Raw genomic sequence first — 17,951 nt, 5'->3', positions numbered from 1 at the left:
GTGCCCGCTCCCTTCCACAGGCTTTAGTAATTCAGACTTAGCCCGATATTGGCGCCCTGTTGCGTCACGCCATCACTTTTCCTTACGTTATAAGTCGCCTGCAGCCTGAGGTCGGCGGTCAGCCTGTGGCTAGCCCCCAGGCTGATACGCCCGAGGTTGCTTGGCGGCGTATAGCCTTCGAGTTTGAAGCGATTGTTGGGCAGGCTGTTGAGCGCGGTATTCAGGCGCTGGGTATCGCTCTGGAACTCATGCTCATGGGCGGCTTCGCCGAACAGCAGAGTCTGTGGGGTGGCCTGGTAACTGGCGAGCAAGCCCGCGCCCAGGCGCTTTGAAACCAGTGTCTGCTCTTCGTAGTTCAATGCAGTCGAACGTCGGCCCTTTTCTTCATAGCGGTTAACTTCCACCCGCGAGTAGTCGGCGCTGATAAAAGGCGACAGCTGCCACAGGTCTGCAGCCTGTGCGATTTCATACCCCAGGCGTGTACTTAATGCCCGCAGATGTCCGTCGGCCTGGCCTTGCTCCATGCCTTCACCCACACCAAGCGCGAATTTACGCTTTAGGCTGTCGTAATCCAACCTGCCCAAAGTCAGTGCGGCATCACCCCACCAGTGACTGTGCTGGTATTGGGCAAACACGCTGCCCATATAGCTGTTGAGCTTGTAGTCCGATTCATTGGCTCCGGTCTCCAGGCGTTGCCGGTAAAACCCGCCTGCAATGCCAAATCGCCAGGTTTCATCCAGCCTGTAGCTGGTGCCGATGTTCAGGTTGTAGCCTTTGCCATCGGCACTCACGGACGTGGCCTGCTTGTCGATTTCCAGGCGTTGCCCGCCACCGGCGAGCAGGGGTCTCCATTGGCCAACGGCTTGCCAATGGCCGTTATCGCCAGCCCATTGGTGACGCAGTTGGTCTTGATGGGCGTTTAGCGAGCCTTGGGCCATGACGGGTAACAAGGTCAGCTCCCACGGGGCGGCCAGCAATGAGTAGGCATAGTCGGCAATCAGCTGTTGCCCTGTCTCGGTGGGGTGTACCGAGTCGTTGAACAGCAGTTTGGCCGGGTTGGGGGTTGCGCTGTTGAGGCCGTACTGCGGGTTTTCCGAGCACTCTTCGCCGCTGAAGCAGGTTGCGACAAGGTCCTGACCGAGTGCCAGGCCATAACGGGCAGGATCTGCCATGGCTTCACGCAGCAGCAGCGGGATATTGAGGGGGATTAGTTCGGCATCTATCTGTTCGAGTTGTTGGACTAGCGCATGATTGAACAGGGCACTCAGGTAGCTGGTGCCGGCCTGAGTGGGTGTACCGTAAACGGCTGGTGTCAGGCCCAGATCGGGCAGCAGCCAGACCATGATGTAGCGTGCCCCGGCCTGTTGCAGGGCCATGGCGCTTGCGGCCAGCCTTTGTGCGGCATCGCCTGCTTCAGCGGGGTTAGTGACCTTGCCTTGGAGAAAGTCATTGCCGCCACCTGAAATGAAATACAACGCCTTGGGGTCAGCTGTGAAGCTGTTCTGCACAAGGTAACCAGGCTTGCTGCGCAGGACGTAGCCGCCTACGAAGGCCCAGTCATCCGGGAAGGCGACCTTTGACTCGGTCTTGATGGAATTGAGTATCTGGTCTGTGCGATAGCCGCCCACCGCCCAGTTGTTGCCGTCGGGTTCCCCGGTGAGAAAGTTACCCGGCGATGTGGACGGGCGCAGATCTGCGGGTGCGATACCCAGTTTTATGCCCAGCCGAGTGGGCGCAACGCCAGCATATTCCTCACCCCGATATTCCTTGTACGTCGGTCCGGTGAGATTGGTGAAACGCATGCCACTGCCTACCCCTGGATAATGCCCCGAGTCGCTCAGGCTGTCGCCGAACACAATCATGGTGGAGTACGGGGAGGGTGCTGCAACTGCTCGTTCACTGACGACGGACAAGATACATCCCGCCAGGGGGATAAGTAGGGAAAACCTGCGCATGTGACGACCTGTTTTTATTATTTGGGTTACAGACCTTAGCAAGACAATCTGTATTAAATGTTTCATGAAAAACAAAGTCACAAAGTACTTAGCAGGTGTTTTTCCCCGTATGTGCTGCCCCGTGTTGCACCTGTTGCAAGGCTACGTTACTGTGCCATGACGTAGAAATGAGACCCTTCCTGTGTTGATCATCAGCAAACTCTTTATGCGAGTTCTCAAGGCCCATGGCCGTTGGCGTTGGCGCGCCTAATATTTCTCTGCCGGCCTCGCCGGACCTGCCCCCTGCGTTTTCCTGAATGGCTACCCCTCGGTTGGTGTGTTCAATCCAGCAATCGAAACTGCGGGTAATGCATTCTGAAAACAGTTTTGAATGTCAGTGAATTCAGAGGTTTAGCAACATGTTGCTGATGATCGATAATTACGACTCTTTTACTTACAACGTTGTGCAGTACCTCGGCGAGTTGGGTGCCGAGGTCAAGGTGGTGCGCAACGATGAGTTGACCGTGGCCCAGATCGAAGCGCTCCAGCCCGAGCGCATTGTGGTCTCGCCCGGTCCATGCACGCCGAATGAGGCGGGCATCTCTCTTGAAGCCATCAAGCACTTTGCGGGCAAACTACCGATCCTGGGCGTGTGCCTGGGCCATCAGTCCATCGGCCAGGCCTTTGGCGGCGATGTGGTACGCGCGCGCCAGGTGATGCACGGCAAGACCAGTCCGGTTTATCACCTCGATACCGGAGTGTTCCAGGGTCTGAACAATCCGCTGACCGTGACCCGTTACCACTCGTTGGTGGTCAAGCGCGACACCCTGCCGGATTGCCTGGAGCTGACGGCCTGGACCCAGCTTGAAGATGGCTCGGTCGACGAGATCATGGGCCTGCGCCACAAGACGCTGAACATCGAAGGGGTGCAGTTTCACCCTGAGTCGATCCTGACCGAACAGGGTCATGAACTGTTTGCCAACTTTCTTAAACAAACCGGCGGCACGCGCTAAGGACTTCAAATGGATATCAAGACAGCCCTGAACCGTATCGTCGGTCACCTCGACCTGACCACCGATGAAATGCGTGATGTGATGCGCGACATCATGACCGGTCAATGCACCGAGGCGCAGATTGGCGCGTTCATGATGGGCATGCGCATGAAGAGCGAAAGCATCGACGAAATCGTCGGTGCCGTGACCGTGATGCGCGAGCTGGCAGACAAGGTTGAACTCAAGACCCTGGACGGCGTGGTCGATATCGTTGGTACCGGCGGCGACGGCGCGAATATTTTCAACGTGTCCACCGCTTCGGCGTTGGTGATTTCGGCCGCTGGCTGCACGGTGGCCAAGCATGGCAACCGCGCGGTGTCCGGTAAAAGCGGCAGTGCCGACCTGCTGGAAGCGGCCGGTGTGTACCTGAACCTGACCCCGGTTCAAGTTGCCCGCTGCATTGATAGCGTGGGCATCGGTTTTATGTTCGCACAATGCCATCATGGCGCCATGAAGCATGCGGCCATCCCTCGTCGCGATCTTGGCCTGCGTACCCTGTTCAATATGCTTGGCCCGCTTACGAATCCGGCTGGTGTATTGCATCAAGTGGTCGGCGTGTTCAACCAGGCGCTGTGCCGGCCCCTGGCTGAAGTGTTGCAACGTCTGGGCAGCAAGCACGTGCTGGTGGTGCACTCGCAGGATGGCCTGGATGAGTTCAGCCTGGCAGCACCGACCTTTGTAGCGGAATTGCATAAAGGTGAAATCAAGGAGTATTGGGTTCAGCCTGAAGACCTTGGCATCAAGAGCCAAAGCCTGTTTGGCCTGGTGGTCGACAGCCCGGAGCAATCGCTGGAGCTGATCCGTGATGCCTTGGGGCGGCGCAAAACCGAAGCAGGCCAGAAAGCGGCTGAAATGATTGTACTCAATGCAGGTGCTGCTCTGTACGCCGCGGACCTTGCCTACACACTCAAAGAAGGTGTGGAATTGGCCCACGACGCGCTGCATACCGGGCTGGCCCGGGAAAAGCTCGAAGAGCTCGGCGCCTTTACCGCGATTTTCAAGCAGGAGAATGAAGCATGAGTGTGCCAACCGTTCTGGAAAATATTCTGGCGCGTAAAGTTCAGGAGGTTGCCGAGCGCAGTGCGCGGGTAAGCCTGGCTGAACTTGAGCGTTTGGCCGCTCAGGCTGATCCTGTTCGTGGTTTCGCCAGTGCCTTGCTGGCGCAGGCCAGGAAAAAACAGCCCGCGGTGATTGCTGAAATCAAAAAGGCATCGCCGAGCAAGGGTGTGATTCGCGAGCACTTCGTGCCTGCCGAGATTGCTAAAAGCTATCAGGCAGGTGGCGCTACCTGCCTGTCAGTGCTGACCGATATCGACTACTTCCAGGGTGCCGATGCGTACCTGCAGCAGGCACGTGCCGCGAGTACTTTGCCGGTTATCCGCAAGGACTTCATGATCGACCCTTACCAGATCGTCGAAGCCCGGGCGTTGGGCGCCGACTGTGTGCTGTTGATCGTCTCTGCCCTGGACGACGTAAAAATGGCCGAGCTGGCGGCTGTTGCCAAAAGCGTCGGGCTGGATGTGCTGGTTGAAGTGCATGATGGCGATGAGCTTGAACGTGCGCTTAAAACCCTCGACACACCGCTGGTGGGTATCAACAACCGCAACCTGCACACCTTTGAAGTCAGCCTGGAAACCACGCTGGACCTGTTGCCGCGCGTTCCCCGTGACCGCTTGGTGATTACCGAAAGCGGCATTCTCAACCGGGCGGATGTGGAGTTGATGGAAATCAGCGAAGTGTATTCGTTCCTGGTGGGCGAAGCCTTTATGCGTGCCGAAAACCCGGGCAATGAACTGCAGCGCTTGTTCTTCCCTGAGCGTGCTACTGCAGTGACGGGCTCGACCCTGGATTGACCCAATCCCCCCCTGTGGGAGCGGGCTTGCTCGCGATAGCATCAGTGCGATTTGCCTGTCAGGCCACGGCGCCTGAATCGCGGGCAAGCCCGCTCCCACAAGGGTTCAGTGTCTGATAAGGAATCCCATGACACCCATTCAGCAACTCACCGTCGAAGCCGGCCTCAAGGCCGAACAGGATTTACTGGCATCTGTGTGTGCCGGTGAGTGCGAGGCGGGTGTGCTGTTCTGGCAGCCCACCGACCGGGCGCTGGTCATGCCACGGCGCTTGAGTCGCCTGCCCGGTTTTGAGCAGGCCAGTGTCGAACTGGCTGCCAGTGGCTGGCCAATCCTGCTGCGTGAAACCGGTGGCGAACCCGTTCCGCAATCGGCATCGACCGTCAATATTGCCCTGGTTTACGCACCTTTACCCAGTGAAGGCGATCATGGGCGTATCGAAACGGCTTATCGCCGTTTGTGCGAGCCCATCTGTGATTTGTTGACGCAATTGGGTGGGGAGGCGTCTTTGGGGGAGGTTGAAGGCGCGTTTTGTGATGGTCGCTTCAACGTCAATCTCAATGCCCGAAAACTGGTAGGCACCGCCCAGCGCTGGCGCCAGAGCAGAGGCGGGCAGCGCCCTGTCGGTCTTGTGCACGGTGCCTTGCTGGTGGATAACGAACGTGAGTCGATGGTGGCTGCAGTCAATCGATTCAATCGGTTATGCGATCTGGAGCAATATTGCATGGCCGACAGCCATATTGCGCTGCACGAGGCCTTTGCCGCTCCGGATTTCTTTGAGCGCCTGAGTGCCAGTTATCAACAGCTCCTGGCGCCCTTGCTCAAGGTTTAGCGCGTACCGAACACCACCATGGTCTTGCCTTTGACGCTTACCAGGTTCTGTTCTTCCAGGCTTTTGAGTACGCGTCCTACCATCTCTCGCGAACAGCCGACAATCCTGCCGATTTCCTGCCGAGTGATCTTGATTTGCATGCCATCGGGATGGGTCATGGCGTCCGGTTGCTTGCACAGTTCCAGCAGGCAGCGAGCCACTCTTCCGGTGACATCAAAGAACGCAAGATCACCGACCTTGCGTGTGGTGTTGCGCAGGCGCTGTGCGATTTGGCCACTCATCGCGTAAAGAATTTCTGGTTCTTGCTGGGTGTACTCTCGGAATTTTGGGTAGCTGATTTCAGCAACTTCGCACTCGGTCTTGGCTCGAACCCATGCACTGCGCGTCTGCTCCTGGCCTGCCTGTTCAAACAGACCCAGCTCGCCGATAAAGTCGCCGCTATTCAGGTAGGCAATGATCATTTCACGACCTTCCTCGTCTTCAATCAAAACCGTTACCGAGCCTTTGATGATGAAAAACAGGGTGTGTGAAGATTCGCCAGCGCAGATGATATTGCTCTTGGCGGGGTAGCGTTTGCGCTGGCAAAAAGTCAAAAACTTGTCGAGGTTTTTGATCTTGGGTATGGGAGTAAGAGCAACCATGGTTGTTTCCCGGAAAGCTGGCACAGTAAGGGTCAGATCTATTTTTATATAGAGTGCTAGCTGGCTGGCGCCGGCTATTTGGCGCCAGCTTACCAGACAGGTTCTGTGTGGTTAGTAGAATTTTCAGAGTGGCTTATCGGAGAAACGCTTCAGTGCGGCGAGTTATGAGTTTCTGGCCCTGTGCTAAGCTGGCGCCCCTTTTAAAACAGTGGAGTCTGGGCGATGAAGGCACGCATTCAATGGGCTGGCGAAGCCATGTTTTTGGGCGAATCCGGTAGTGGCCACGTTGTTGTAATGGATGGCCCGCCTGAGAGTGGCGGTCGCAACCTGGGCGTGCGTCCGATGGAAATGCTGCTGTTGGGCCTCGGCGGCTGCAGCAACTTTGACGTGGTCAGCATTCTCAAGAAGTCGCGTCAGGCGGTTGAGAGCTGTGAAGCGTTTCTGGAGGCTGAGCGCGCCACCGAAGATCCAAAGGTGTTCACCAAAATACACCTGCACTTTGTGGTCAAGGGTCGTGGTTTGAAAGAAGCCCAGGTCAAGCGCGCCATCGAGCTGTCGGCCGAGAAGTATTGTTCGGCTTCGATCATGCTCGGCGCTGCGGGTGTTGCCATCAGCCATGACTATGAAATTATTGAACTGGCCTGAGCGGACATTCAATTTTCATAAAAGCGATGCAGACTCTGGCGATCAGTCGCTGACGTCTGCATAATGCGCCACTTTTTTCAGGGTAGTGGCGGGGTTGATTCCCGGCCGCATGTCCGAACAGATAACCAAAATCGCCATCGCGAAGAGGTGTTAACCGTCCTACGCAGGTGCGTCCCACGCACTTGACGGGCATGCTGGATCACGCGGCCGAGCCGCATCGACATAGAGAGTTTTATAACGGTGAAAAGCAAACTCAAGCTCCACGGGTTCAATAACCTGACAAAGACCTTGAGCTTCAACATCTATGACATCTGTTATGCGGAAACCCCGCAAGACCAGCAGGCATATGTTGAGTACATCAATCAAGAGTACGACGCAGAGCGCCTGACGCAGATCCTTACAGATGTGGTTGATATCATTGGTGCCAACATCCTGAACATTGCCCGTCAGGATTACGACCCCCAAGGCGCCAGCGTGACTATTCTGATCTCCGAGCAGCCGGTAATACCTACCGAAAGCCAGATCGAAGAGTCCCCAGGCCCGCTGCCCGAGACCATCCTGGCTCACCTCGACAAAAGCCATATCACGGTGCATACCTACCCGGAAATTCATCCGGTTGATGGGATTGCAACATTCCGTGTGGATATTGACGTGTCGACGTGCGGCGTTATTTCACCGCTTAAAGCTCTCAACTATCTGATCCATCAGTTTGATTCGGATATCGTGACTGTCGATTACCGTGTACGGGGTTTCACCCGTGACGTGGAAGGCAAAAAGCACTTTATCGATCACGAGATCAACTCGATCCAGAACTACCTCTCCGAAGACACCCGCGACGGTTACCAGATGACCGACGTAAATGTGTACCAGGAAAACCTGTTCCACACCAAGATGCTGCTCAAGGAGTTCGAACTGGATAACTACCTGTTCGGCGATGCCACCAGCAATCTGTCGGTTGAACAGCGCGCCCAGGTCACTGAACGGGTGAAACACGAAATGCTCGAGATTTTCTACGCGCGCAACATGGCGTAAATTCTCGGCATATAAAAAGGCGGCTACCTCACGGTAGCCGCCTTTTTTTGTGCTTCGCAGAACCCCTGTGGGAGCGGGCTTGCTCGCGATGGCCTGACCACGGTTAGACAGAAAGGCCGCGGCGCGTGAATCGCAAACTGGCCTGCTTGCACAAAGACTGTGCTGTCAGATCCGGTAGGTGCTTTTGGTCATGACCTTGGCCATCAGGCTCATGCCGAACTTCACTGGGGCAGGGAAGCGAAAACCGCCGGCATTGAGCGCGGACTCTGCGTGCTGTTCTTCGTCGATACGCATTTGCTCAAGAATTGCCCGGGACTTTTCATCCTCAGGCGGCAGTTGCTCAAGATGCTCGTTCAGATGCTTGCACACCTGATCTTCAGTCGCTGCCACGAACCCCAGGCTGACCTTGTCACTAATCAAGCCGGCAGCGGCGCCTATCCCAAAGGACATGCCGTAAAATAACGGGTTCAGCACGCTGGGGTGGCTATCCAGTTGACGGATGCGTTGTTCACACCAGGCCAGATGATCGATTTCTTCTTCCGCGGCATGTTCCATCGCCTCACGCACATGGGGAAGCTTGGCTGTCAGCGCCTGGCCTTGATACAAGGCTTGAGCACAGACTTCGCCGGTATGGTTGATACGCATCAGACCGGCAACATGACGCTTGGCCTGTGGGTCCAAAGGGTGTTCAGGTTTGACGATGGCAGGCGACGGCCGATGCGGCTGACCGCTGAACGGCAGCAGTGTTCGCAAGGCGGTATCGGCTTGTAACAGAAGACGGTCAATCGGCGAGTAGTGACGTTGGGTAGTCATGCTTACCTCCGGAAAAAATCACGGCGGTCAGTTTACCCCAATCCCGCAGCCGGGGTTTGCGTTGGATCACGGGTGAACGCGAGAGCCATCGGGCTCACGCGTCATAGTTATTGATCAATCAACCCGGCGGCCAGTTCATCTGGCGCTGACCCAGAACATGCATATGAATGTGGTAGACGGTCTGACCGCCCTTTTCATTGCAGTTCATCACCACGCGAAAGCCGTCTTCGCAGCCCAGCTCTTTGGCCAGACGCTGTGCCGTGAACAGGATATGGCCTGCCAGCGGCTTGTCTTCTTCGGTCAGGTCGTTGAGCGTGCGGATCGGTTTTTTCGGGATAACCAGAAAGTGGACCGGTGCTTGTGGGGCGATATCGTGAAAAGCCAACACTTGATCGTCTTCATAGATGATCTTGGCGGGTATTTCGCGGTTGATGATCTTGGTGAACAGAGTATCCAAAGCTGTGTCTCCGTGAGTGAAGTCCGGTCTGAGTGTACTCAGGGCAGTCAGTTACGCCCAGCCTCGTTAACGAGGGCAGTAGGATTTGTTGACTGAGGCGGCTATTTTTCGCGTCATCCAGCGTGAGAGCAGGCGTGGCAAGCGAGTTATCCAGCGATTGCGCCGCCCGGGAATGATGATCGCCCTGTTTTTGTCGAGTGCGCGCACAGTGTAGAGCGCAACTTCTTCTGGGGTCATGGCGCTGGTACTTTGCTTGATGGCGTCGGTATTCATGTTGGCTGCATCAAAAAAGCGGGTGCGGGTGATGCCGGGGCAAAGGACTGAAACCTTGATGCCGGTTTTTTTCACTTCCTCGCGCAAACCTTCGGAAAAATGCAGCACATAGGCCTTGCTCGCAAAGTAGGTACTGAGCCAGGGCCCGGGCTGGAAGGCGGCGATCGAAGCTACATTGAGAATTTGCCCGCCGCCCTGGACGGCCATCATATTGCCGACGGCGTGGCACAAGCGGGTGAGCGCCAGCACATTGAGCTCGATCAGATCTTGTTCGGCACTCCAGTCGTGGGCCAGGAACGGCCCGCAGGTGCCTATGCCCGCGCAGTTGACCAGCAGATCGATCTGACGATCGCCTTCTTCGAGTTCGAGCAAAAAACCGGACAGGCGCAGGGGCTCGCCAAGATCACAGGCGCGGAACAACACCTCGATACCGAAACGCTGGGTCAGCTCAAGGGCAATGGTTTCCAGCGCATCCCGTTGGCGGGCCACCAAAATCAGGCTGCGCCCACGTCGGGCAAGGGCTTCAGCCAGGGCCAGGCCAATGCCGCTGGTGGCGCCAGTGATTAAAGCGTAACGGGTCATGCTGTTCTCCATTGCAACGGTACAGTCCGGTGACAATGATGTCCCTGGCGTTAACGCGTTCATTAAGGCACGCAGTCTACAGGCTGTTGCTGTTCACTGCGTTGATCACCGCAGTCATCAGGCCCAAAGCCAGCACGGCAACCATCGCGCAAATGCCCAATCCAATCAAAAAGATCGTGATTGCCGCCAGCACGTTGACGGCCCGGCTGTTGGGCGGTGGCGGCGGGCCATATTTATTTGGGCCGGGAGTGCCGGGCATCAGCAGCATCATGAGGGACAAAACCAGATTGGCCACTGGCACCAGATGCAGCAACAGCATCCAGGCAGACCAGTTTATGTCGTGTAAACGCTGGGCGCTGATTCTCAGGCTGATGATGAAGTAGGCCAATGTGAGCGTTGCACCACAGGTAATGCCAAGCGTGGGGGAAACCTTGACGGCAAGCAGCACCAGCAGTGACGTGATCATGGCGATGATGCTGATGATCATGCTCCAGGCCAGTAGCCGTAAACGCCCGATCCGGCCGCTGAATCCCAAAGGGTCAAGCGGTGCGTAGTGTTCTTGAGGGGTTTTGTCCAGGCTCAGCTCGGGCATGGTGGCTTCCTTGTCCGGATGTGTTTAACAAAAGCCCGCCGGGATTGGCGGGCTTGGTGCTGTCAGTGATGCGGCCAATGTCGGGCCAGCGTCGAAGTGAGGTTATGCGCCTTGCGGTATTCCTCATCGAGGCGTGCAATCAATTGATCGGTGGTGGGTAGATCGTGGATTTCTCCTACGCCTTGGCCCGCAGACCAGACCGTTTTCCATGCTTTGGCTTCATCGGTCAGCGGTTTGAGCCTGGCTTCGCTTTTGCCCTGGAGTGCCGCAAGGTCGAAACCTGCATTTTCAAGGCTTTGGCGCATAAAGCTGGCGGGTACCCCTGACACTGCCGGGGTGTGGATGATATCGGCAGCGCGGGATGCCAGCAGCATCTCTTTGTAGGCATCAGGCGCTTGGCTCTCTTGTGTAGCGATAAAGCGCGTGCCGAGGTAGGCAAGGTCTGCGCCCATAATCTGCGCGGCCAGGATCTCGTGGCCGTGGTTCAGGCAACCCGAGAGCAATACGGTTTTGTCGAAGAACTGGCGAATTTCGGCCAGCAATGCAAACGGGCTCCAGGTGCCCGCATGGCCACCGGCTCCGGCGGCGACGGCAATCAGCCCGTCGACCCCGGCTTCTGCGGCTTTTTCGGCATGACGACGGGTGGTGACATCGTGGAACACCAGCCCGCCATAACTGTGGACGGCATCCACCACCTCTTTGACTGCGCCCAGGCTGGTAATGACGATGGGCACCTTGTGCTCGATGCAGATCGCCAGGTCCGCCTGTAGCCGTGGGTTGCTGTTGTGCACGATCAGGTTCACGGCGTAGGGCGCAGGGTTATCCAATGTGGCGAGCCCGGCTTCGATCTCTTCCAGCCAGGCCTTGAACCCGCTGCTTTCACGCTGGTTGAGTGCAGGGAAGCTGCCCACTACCCCGTTGCGACAGCAGGCCAGCACCAGTTGCGGGTTGGAAATCAGAAACATGGGCGCAGCAACTACCGGCAGGCGCAAGCGTTGTTCAAGCAGGGCGGGCAGCGACATTGGATAACCTCGGCTAGTCAGGATGTGAGTTTAAAACGGTTTGACCACCACCAGAATTACGATAGCCAGCAAGAACACCACCGGCACTTCGTTGAACCAACGGTAGAACACGTGAGTGCGTTTGTTTTCACCACGGGCAAAACGCTTTACCTGTGCGCCGCACATATGGTGATAACCAATCAGCAGAAACACCAGTGTCAACTTGGCGTGCATCCAGCCTTGGCTGAGAAAGCCTGGGCTTAGCCACAATAGCCAGCCGCCGAAGATCAGGGTCGCAATCATTGCAGGCCCCATGATGCCGCGATACAGCTTGCGTTCCATGATGCTGAAGCGTTCTTTGCTGACGGAATCTTCGCTTTGTGCGTGGTAAACAAAGAGGCGGGGCAAGTAAAAAAGGCCTGCAAACCAGCAGACAATGCTGATGATGTGGAAGGCTTTTAGCCATAGATAAAGCATTTTTAGTTATTCCCAGGTTCACGGTAGATCAAATAGTAGTAGTAGAGCGTCTGTGAGTCACCTTGGCGGTTGTCGCAGGGGCGCGCTGACCCTATTATCAAAGGCTTTCCAGTGGTTTCGTTGAGGGCAGGTTATGGTCAAGGTCGGTATTGTCGGCGGCACGGGTTACACCGGGGTCGAATTGCTGCGTTTGCTGGCACAGCATCCGCAGGCAGAAGTGGTAGTCATCACTTCTCGATCCGAGGCGGGCCTGCCGGTTGCCGATATGTATCCCAACCTGCGCGGCCACTATGACGGCCTGGCCTTCAGCGTGCCGGACACGCAAACCCTGGGCGCGTGCGATGTGGTGTTCTTCGCTACACCTCACGGCGTAGCCCATGCCCTGGCGGGTGAACTGCTGGCCGCAGGCACCAAAGTTATCGACCTCTCTGCTGACTTCCGTCTGCAGGATGCCGAAGAGTGGGCCAAGTGGTACGGTCAGCCCCACGGTGCGCCAGAATTACTGGACGAAGCCGTATACGGCCTGCCGGAAGTGAACCGCGAGCAAATCAAAAAGGCCCGCTTGATCGCTGTGCCAGGTTGCTATCCGACCTCGGCGCAGTTGGGTTTCCTGCCGCTATTGGAGGCCGGTCTTGCAGAGACGACGCAGTTGATTGCTGACTGCAAGTCAGGTGTGAGCGGTGCCGGTCGGGGTGCCAGTGTGGGCGCGCTGTATGCCGAAACGTCAGAAAGCATGAAGGCGTATGCCGTTAAAGGTCATCGTCATTTGCCAGAAATTCGTCAGGGTCTGCGCCGCGCAGCGGGCAAGGATGTGGGGCTGACCTTCGTTCCGCATTTGACGCCGATGATCCGTGGTATCCATTCCACGCTGTACGCAACCGTGGTTGATCGCTCCGTTGATCTGCAGGCCTTGTACGAGAAGCGCTATGCCAACGAACCTTTCGTCGATGTGATGCCGGCTGGCAGCCACCCTGAAACCCGTAGCGTTCGCGGTGCCAACGTATGCCGTATTGCGGTGCATCGTCCGCAGGATGGCGACCTGGTGGTGGTGTTGTCGGTGATCGACAACCTGGTCAAGGGCGCGTCTGGCCAGGCCGTGCAGAACATGAACATCATGTTCGGTCTGGATGAGCGTCTGGGCTTGTCCCATGCTGGGATGTTGCCTTGACTGCAGCGTAGATTTGCGGCTTCAAACGGCAAGCGGGCAGTGCTTCGCTTGCCGTTGCTACTTATGAATAGTTGACCGCTTTTCTAGGAGAAGCGGATAATGCGCGTCATCACGCATTATGGCGGCATAACGCCGGGAGATAGTCAGCATGAGCGTCGAATCCTTCACCCCCATGGCTTTGCAATTCACCGAAGGTGCTGCGCACAAGGTGAAGAGCCTGGTCGATGAAGAGGGTAATGATCGTTTGAAGTTGCGCGTATTCGTTACGGGCGGCGGTTGTTCCGGTTTTCAGTATGGCTTCACCTTCGATGAAGAAGTGGCCGATGACGACACCCTGGTTGAGCGCGAAGGCGTTAGCCTGGTGGTCGATCCCATGAGCTTCCAGTACCTGGCGGGTGCCGAGGTGGATTATCAGGAAGGTCTGGAAGGCTCGCGCTTTGTAATCAAGAACCCGAATGCCACCACCACCTGTGGTTGCGGCTCGTCTTTCTCGATCTGATTGCATTAACAGGCTTTAAACTCAACGCCGCGTCGATTCGCGGCGTTTTGCTGTCTGGCGTTTGGCGGAGGTGTCAGGCGGGGTAGATGGCGCCCAGCACGCGAAGGCCGCGTGCGCCGGTAACGCTGGGGCGGTTGGTGGGGATGCCTTCCAGGCAGCAGTGGGCAAGCCAGGCAAAGGCCATGGCTTCAACCCAGTCAGGGTCAACCCCCTTGGCCTGGGTGCTGCTCACTCGAGCGGGTGCAAGCAAATCGCCAAGGCGGGCCATCAAGGCTGCGTTATGGGCGCCACCACCGCATACCAGCAGCTCGTCCGTGTGTGGCTGGGCTGTTTGCAGCGACTGCACGATGGTCTGTGCGGTGAGTTCCAGCAAGGTTGCTTGAACGTCTTCGGCAGGAAAGGTCGGCAGATTGAACAGGTGCTGCTTCAGCCATGCGAGGTTGAATACCTCACGGCCTGTGCTTTTTGGGCCCTGGGTCTGGAAGAACGGGTCGCTGAGCAGGGCGTTGAGCAGCAGCGGTTCAACCTTGCCGCTGGCTGCCCAGTCGCCGTTGCGGTCATAGAGTTCGCCACGTTTTTCCTGTATCCAGGCATCCAGCAAGACGTTTCCGGGGCCGCAGTCGAATCCTGCAACGGGAAGGGCGGGGGTTATCAGGCTCAGATTACTGAAGCCGCCTACGTTCAGTACCGCGCGGTTGCCGCCTTCACCTGTGAACAAGGCCTCGTGGAACGCAGGAACCAAGGGCGCGCCCTGGCCCCCGGCAGCCACATCGCGACGACGGAAATCACCGACGACGCAGATGTCAGTCAGTTCGGCCAGCAGTGCCGGATTGCCGATCTGCACGGTAAAGCCCCGGGCGGGCTCGTGGCGAATGGTCTGACCATGACTGCCGATTGCGCGGATATCAGCAGGGGAGAGTTGTTGCTGTGCGAGAAGGGTGTTGACGCCCTGAGCCGCCAGCTCGACCCAGTGGTTTTCGGCAATTGCACAGCGGGCCACTTCATCTGTGCCGCTGGCGCACAAGCCAAGCAACTCGCTGCGCAAGGCCTTCGGCATGGGGGTGTAATGGGTGGCGAGCAACCTGATGCCTGCCTCCAGCTCTATAAGGGCAATGTCCATACCGTCCAGGCTGGTTCCGGACATCACGCCTATATAGAGGGCCATGGCTTAGCGCTTGCTCGAGGCCAGAAGAGTGGCCTTTTCCTGGTTCATGCGCGCCATCAACGGCTGGCTCTGCTGCAGGAAGCGGGTGCGTTCGGCCTTGGCGATCGGGTCGGCCATCGGCAGTTTCTGGCCCAGCGGGTCAACGTGTACGCCGTTAACCTGGAATTCGTAGTGCAAGTGCGGGCCGGTCGAAAGGCCGGTAGTGCCGATATAGCCAATCACCTGGCCCTGCTTGACCGAACCGCCGGTTTTCACGCCCTTGGCGAAGCCTTGCATGTGCCCGTAAAGGGTACGGTAGGTGTTGCCGTGTTGAATGATCACGGTGTTGCCATAGCCTCCCCGACGGCCGGCTAGAAGCACTTTGCCGTCACCGGTAGCCTTGATTGGAGTACCGCGTGGCGCTGCGTAATCCACACCTTTGTGGGCGCGGATCTTGTTCAGGATCGGGTGCTTGCGGCCTGAGGAAAAGCGCGAGCTGATACGGGCAAAGTCCACCGGTGTGCGGATGAATGCCTTGCGCATGCTGCTGCCATCAGCGGTGTAGTAATTGCTGATCCCCTGTTTATTGGTATAGCGCACTGCGGTGAAGGTTTTGCCGCGGTTGGTAAAGCGTGCAGAGAGGATATTGCCGGTGCCAACGGTTTTGCCGTTGATCACTTTCTGCTCATAGATCACTTCAAACTGGTCGCCAGGGCGAATGTCCTGGGCGAAGTCGATGTCGTAACCGAATACTTTGGCCATATCCATCGTGGTGCTGTGTGGCAAGCCTGCGCGCTGACCCGAAACAGACAGGGAGCTGCTGATCACGCCGTGTGCATACGCCGAACGCATGGTCGGCTGGGTGGTCACGCGGCGAAAGGTATAGCCTTTGGCGGTTTTGTTGAGGGTGATGGTCTCCAGGTCGCTGACCTGGCTGTGCAGCTTGTTCAGTTGCTGACCGTCGGGGCTCATTTCAAATTCGAGTTTCTGGCCGTGCTTGAGCTGGCTGAACTGCTTGGCTTGCTTGTCGCTTGCCAGTACTTCATGCACGGAGGTCGCAGGCAGGCCGACCTTCTGGAACAGGGTTGAAAGCGTATCGCCCTTGCTGACGATCACTTCGCGGTGGCTTGGGGCAGGGGCAACTTCTGGCTCGACTTTGGCGGTCGCTACCGGGGCGCTGTCCTGCTGTTCAATCTGGGCAAATGGCGATGGATTCGCTTCATTTGTGGCTTGAACGAGATCTGCAGCGTCTTGATCTTGTGTCAGTTGTTCTGCCGGGCTTTCCAGCTCCAGATTCAGGGTCGTTCTTTTGGCTTCTACTTCGCTGGAGGGAAATACCAGCAAGGCCAGACTTAAGAGGGCGGCGATACCACTTGCGGCAAGCAGGTGGGTCTTCGGATAAAGCGGTGGCGCTTTAGGCGGTTGACTGGTCATAGATGATTTTGACTTTGAGATAAGGATGAATTGGAAAAGATGACTGACACAATGAATATGAAATAACTGTATAAAATATAACCAAATCGCCCTTGAAGCAAGTCTGCGAACCATTCGCGCGCGGATAGTCGGCCGTATGCCTGCCGGAACTTGTAATTAGTCCCTGATCTTGTATCGTTGGTTCCCTTTGAATTTGAGCCTTACGGGTCTGATATGAAGTCGGTAGAAGAGCAGCTAGCGCTAATCAAGCGGGGTGCCGAAGAGGTACTGGTCGAGTCTGAATTGGTCGAGAAACTCAAGCGCGGTCAGCCGTTGCGAATCAAGGCCGGCTTCGACCCTACGGCGCCCGATCTGCACTTGGGTCATACCGTGCTTATTAATAAGCTGCGCCAGTTCCAGGAACTGGGTCATCAGGTGATCTTCCTGATTGGTGATTTCACCGGGATGATCGGTGATCCAAGTGGCAAAAGCGCAACCCGTCCACCGCTGACGCGTGAGCAGGTGCTCGAGAACGCCGAGACCTACAAGACTCAGGTGTTCAAGATCCTTGATCCGGCAAAAACCGAGGTGGCATTCAACTCCACCTGGATGGATCAAATGGGGCCTGCCGACTTCATTCGGCTTACCTCTCAATACACCGTTGCTCGCATGCTTGAGCGCGATGACTTCGACAAGCGCTACACCACCAATCAGCCTATCGCGATTCACGAGTTCCTTTATCCGCTTGTGCAGGGTTATGACTCGGTTGCGCTCAAGGCAGACGTTGAGTTGGGCGGTACTGATCAGAAGTTCAACTTGCTGATGGGTCGTGAGTTGCAGCGCGGCTACGGTCAGGAAGCTCAGTGTATTGTGACCATGCCTTTGCTCGAAGGTCTGGATGGCGTCAAGAAGATGTCCAAGTCCCTGGGTAACTATGTCGGTATCCAGGAAGCGCCAGGCGTGATGTACAGCAAGCTGGTTTCCATTCCTGATGCTTTGATGTGGCGTTACTTTGAATTGCTGAGCTTTCGTTCCATGGACGAAATCAATGCATTCAAGGCTGAAGTCGAAGCCGGTGCCAATCCTCGAGACATCAAGATCAAGCTGGCTGAAGAGATTGTTGCCCGCTTCCACGGTGAGGAGGCTGCTGCCAATGCGCATCGTGGCGCCGGTAACCGGATGAAGGATGGCGAGCTGCCTGATGATCTGCCGGAGGTTGAACTGACTGCTACTGAGGATATGCCTATTGCTGCTGTCCTTAATAAAGCGGGCCTGGTGAAGAACTCTGCAGTGGCGCGCGACCTGCTGGGGTCGGGTGGTGTGCGTATAGATGGTGAAGTGGTTGATCGCACCTATATATATGCATTGGGTTCCACCCATGTGTGTCAGGCAGGTAAGAAGGCTTTCGCGCGAATCACCCTGAAAGCCGAGTAATGCTGGGGTTTAGGGTTAATTGATAGGTTTGTTCAATTAACCCTTGACTCGGAATTGTAACTGTCTATAATTCGCCCCACTTCCGGCGCAGTCGAAACGGAAAACTCCTTGA

The 17,951-nt window shown here is 56.7% G+C and carries 19 protein-coding genes; 9 read left to right on the top strand and 10 right to left on the bottom strand.

Annotation, left to right across the window (positions count from 1 at the left end; genetic code table 11):
* Positions 1-23 precede the first annotated feature (23 nt).
* Positions 24-1,955: an esterase EstP gene (gene estP / locus EQV96_RS14305; protein ID WP_240882145.1), complete on the bottom strand. Its 1,932-nt coding sequence runs from the start codon at positions 1,953-1,955 to the stop codon at positions 24-26.
* A gap of 398 nt (positions 1,956-2,353) precedes the next feature.
* On the opposite strand from estP, the gene EQV96_RS14300 reads away from it, so the two are divergent.
* The 4 genes from EQV96_RS14300 to EQV96_RS14285 all read left to right on the top strand — a co-directional run bounded on the left by EQV96_RS14300 (position 2,354) and on the right by EQV96_RS14285 (position 5,668).
* A complete protein-coding gene (locus EQV96_RS14300) occupies positions 2,354-2,947 on the top strand; it encodes an aminodeoxychorismate/anthranilate synthase component II (RefSeq protein WP_094999949.1) in 594 nt (197 codons plus the stop codon).
* A 9-nt stretch (positions 2,948-2,956) separates the two neighbouring features.
* Positions 2,957-4,006 carry an anthranilate phosphoribosyltransferase gene (gene trpD / locus EQV96_RS14295; protein WP_094999950.1) on the top strand — a complete coding sequence of 350 codons (1,050 nt, stop codon included), beginning with the start codon at positions 2,957-2,959 and terminating at the stop codon, positions 4,004-4,006.
* Positions 4,003-4,839 (top strand): indole-3-glycerol phosphate synthase TrpC, encoded by an 837-nt coding sequence (gene trpC / locus EQV96_RS14290; protein ID WP_094999951.1) that lies wholly within the window; start codon positions 4,003-4,005, stop codon positions 4,837-4,839. Before trpD ends, trpC begins: the two co-directional genes overlap by 4 nt.
* 127 nt (positions 4,840-4,966) lie before the next feature.
* Entirely contained in the window at positions 4,967-5,668 is a 702-nt protein-coding gene (locus EQV96_RS14285; RefSeq protein ID WP_133144047.1) for a lipoate--protein ligase family protein, read from the top strand.
* Here EQV96_RS14285 and crp read toward each other — a convergent pair.
* A complete protein-coding gene (gene crp / locus EQV96_RS14280) occupies positions 5,665-6,309 on the bottom strand; it encodes a cAMP-activated global transcriptional regulator CRP (RefSeq protein ID WP_094999953.1) in 645 nt (214 codons plus the stop codon). The two genes, EQV96_RS14285 and crp, sit on opposite strands and share 4 nt — an antisense overlap.
* 222 nt (positions 6,310-6,531) lie before the next feature.
* Here crp and EQV96_RS14275 point away from each other — a divergent pair, with 222 nt between their 5' ends.
* Together EQV96_RS14275 and speD are read left to right on the top strand one after the other, a co-directional pair.
* Positions 6,532-6,954: an OsmC family protein gene (locus EQV96_RS14275; protein WP_016782405.1), complete on the top strand. Its 423-nt coding sequence runs from the start codon at positions 6,532-6,534 to the stop codon at positions 6,952-6,954.
* A gap of 240 nt (positions 6,955-7,194) precedes the next feature.
* Positions 7,195-7,986, top strand: a complete 792-nt coding sequence (speD, locus tag EQV96_RS14270; protein ID WP_016782404.1) for an adenosylmethionine decarboxylase — start codon at positions 7,195-7,197, stop codon at positions 7,984-7,986.
* A gap of 165 nt (positions 7,987-8,151) precedes the next feature.
* Here speD and coq7 read toward each other — a convergent pair whose 3' ends face one another.
* From coq7 to hemJ, 6 genes are all read right to left on the bottom strand, one after another.
* On the bottom strand, positions 8,152-8,799 hold the full coding sequence (gene coq7, locus EQV96_RS14265) for a 2-polyprenyl-3-methyl-6-methoxy-1,4-benzoquinone monooxygenase (RefSeq protein ID WP_094999954.1): 648 nt from the start codon (positions 8,797-8,799) through the stop codon (positions 8,152-8,154).
* 118 nt (positions 8,800-8,917) lie between these two features.
* Positions 8,918-9,256, bottom strand: coding sequence for a histidine triad nucleotide-binding protein (locus EQV96_RS14260; RefSeq protein ID WP_094999955.1), 339 nt, complete (start codon positions 9,254-9,256; stop codon positions 8,918-8,920).
* A 66-nt stretch (positions 9,257-9,322) separates the two neighbouring features.
* Entirely contained in the window at positions 9,323-10,111 is a 789-nt protein-coding gene (locus EQV96_RS14255) for an SDR family oxidoreductase (protein WP_095019508.1), read from the bottom strand.
* Positions 10,112-10,187: 76 nt separating this feature from the next.
* Positions 10,188-10,703: a DUF805 domain-containing protein gene (locus EQV96_RS14250; RefSeq protein ID WP_094999957.1), complete on the bottom strand. Its 516-nt coding sequence runs from the start codon at positions 10,701-10,703 to the stop codon at positions 10,188-10,190.
* Positions 10,704-10,765: 62 nt separating this feature from the next.
* Positions 10,766-11,725: a nitronate monooxygenase family protein gene (locus tag EQV96_RS14245; RefSeq protein ID WP_094999958.1), complete on the bottom strand. Its 960-nt coding sequence runs from the start codon at positions 11,723-11,725 to the stop codon at positions 10,766-10,768.
* Between the two features lie 30 nt (positions 11,726-11,755).
* Positions 11,756-12,181 carry a protoporphyrinogen oxidase HemJ gene (hemJ, locus tag EQV96_RS14240; RefSeq protein ID WP_088378834.1) on the bottom strand — a complete coding sequence of 142 codons (426 nt, stop codon included), beginning with the start codon at positions 12,179-12,181 and terminating at the stop codon, positions 11,756-11,758.
* 133 nt (positions 12,182-12,314) lie between these two features.
* On the opposite strand from hemJ, the gene argC reads away from it, so the two are divergent.
* Both argC and erpA read left to right on the top strand, forming a co-directional pair.
* On the top strand, positions 12,315-13,349 hold the full coding sequence (gene argC / locus EQV96_RS14235; RefSeq protein WP_095020428.1) for an N-acetyl-gamma-glutamyl-phosphate reductase: 1,035 nt from the start codon (positions 12,315-12,317) through the stop codon (positions 13,347-13,349).
* 148 nt (positions 13,350-13,497) lie between these two features.
* Positions 13,498-13,848, top strand: a complete 351-nt coding sequence (gene erpA / locus EQV96_RS14230; protein WP_016782396.1) for an iron-sulfur cluster insertion protein ErpA — start codon at positions 13,498-13,500, stop codon at positions 13,846-13,848.
* Between the two features lie 73 nt (positions 13,849-13,921).
* Here erpA and EQV96_RS14225 read toward each other — a convergent pair whose 3' ends face one another.
* A complete protein-coding gene (locus EQV96_RS14225; RefSeq protein WP_240882144.1) occupies positions 13,922-15,013 on the bottom strand; it encodes an anhydro-N-acetylmuramic acid kinase in 1,092 nt (363 codons plus the stop codon).
* Positions 15,014-15,016: 3 nt separating this feature from the next.
* A complete protein-coding gene (locus tag EQV96_RS14220) occupies positions 15,017-16,426 on the bottom strand; it encodes a peptidoglycan DD-metalloendopeptidase family protein (protein ID WP_094999962.1) in 1,410 nt (469 codons plus the stop codon).
* 213 nt (positions 16,427-16,639) lie between these two features.
* Between EQV96_RS14220 and tyrS the strand changes: the two genes are divergently transcribed.
* Positions 16,640-17,839 (top strand): tyrosine--tRNA ligase, encoded by a 1,200-nt coding sequence (gene tyrS, locus EQV96_RS14215; protein WP_094999963.1) that lies wholly within the window; start codon positions 16,640-16,642, stop codon positions 17,837-17,839.
* Positions 17,840-17,951: the final 112 nt, after the last annotated feature.

It is taken from the genome of Pseudomonas sp. TMW22080, assembly GCF_022496745.1.
Taxonomy (GTDB): Bacteria; Pseudomonadota; Gammaproteobacteria; order Pseudomonadales; family Pseudomonadaceae; genus Aquipseudomonas; species Aquipseudomonas bubulae.
The sequence above is the reverse complement of the archived record's forward strand: the minus strand, read 5'-3'. Positions and strand labels throughout refer to the sequence as shown.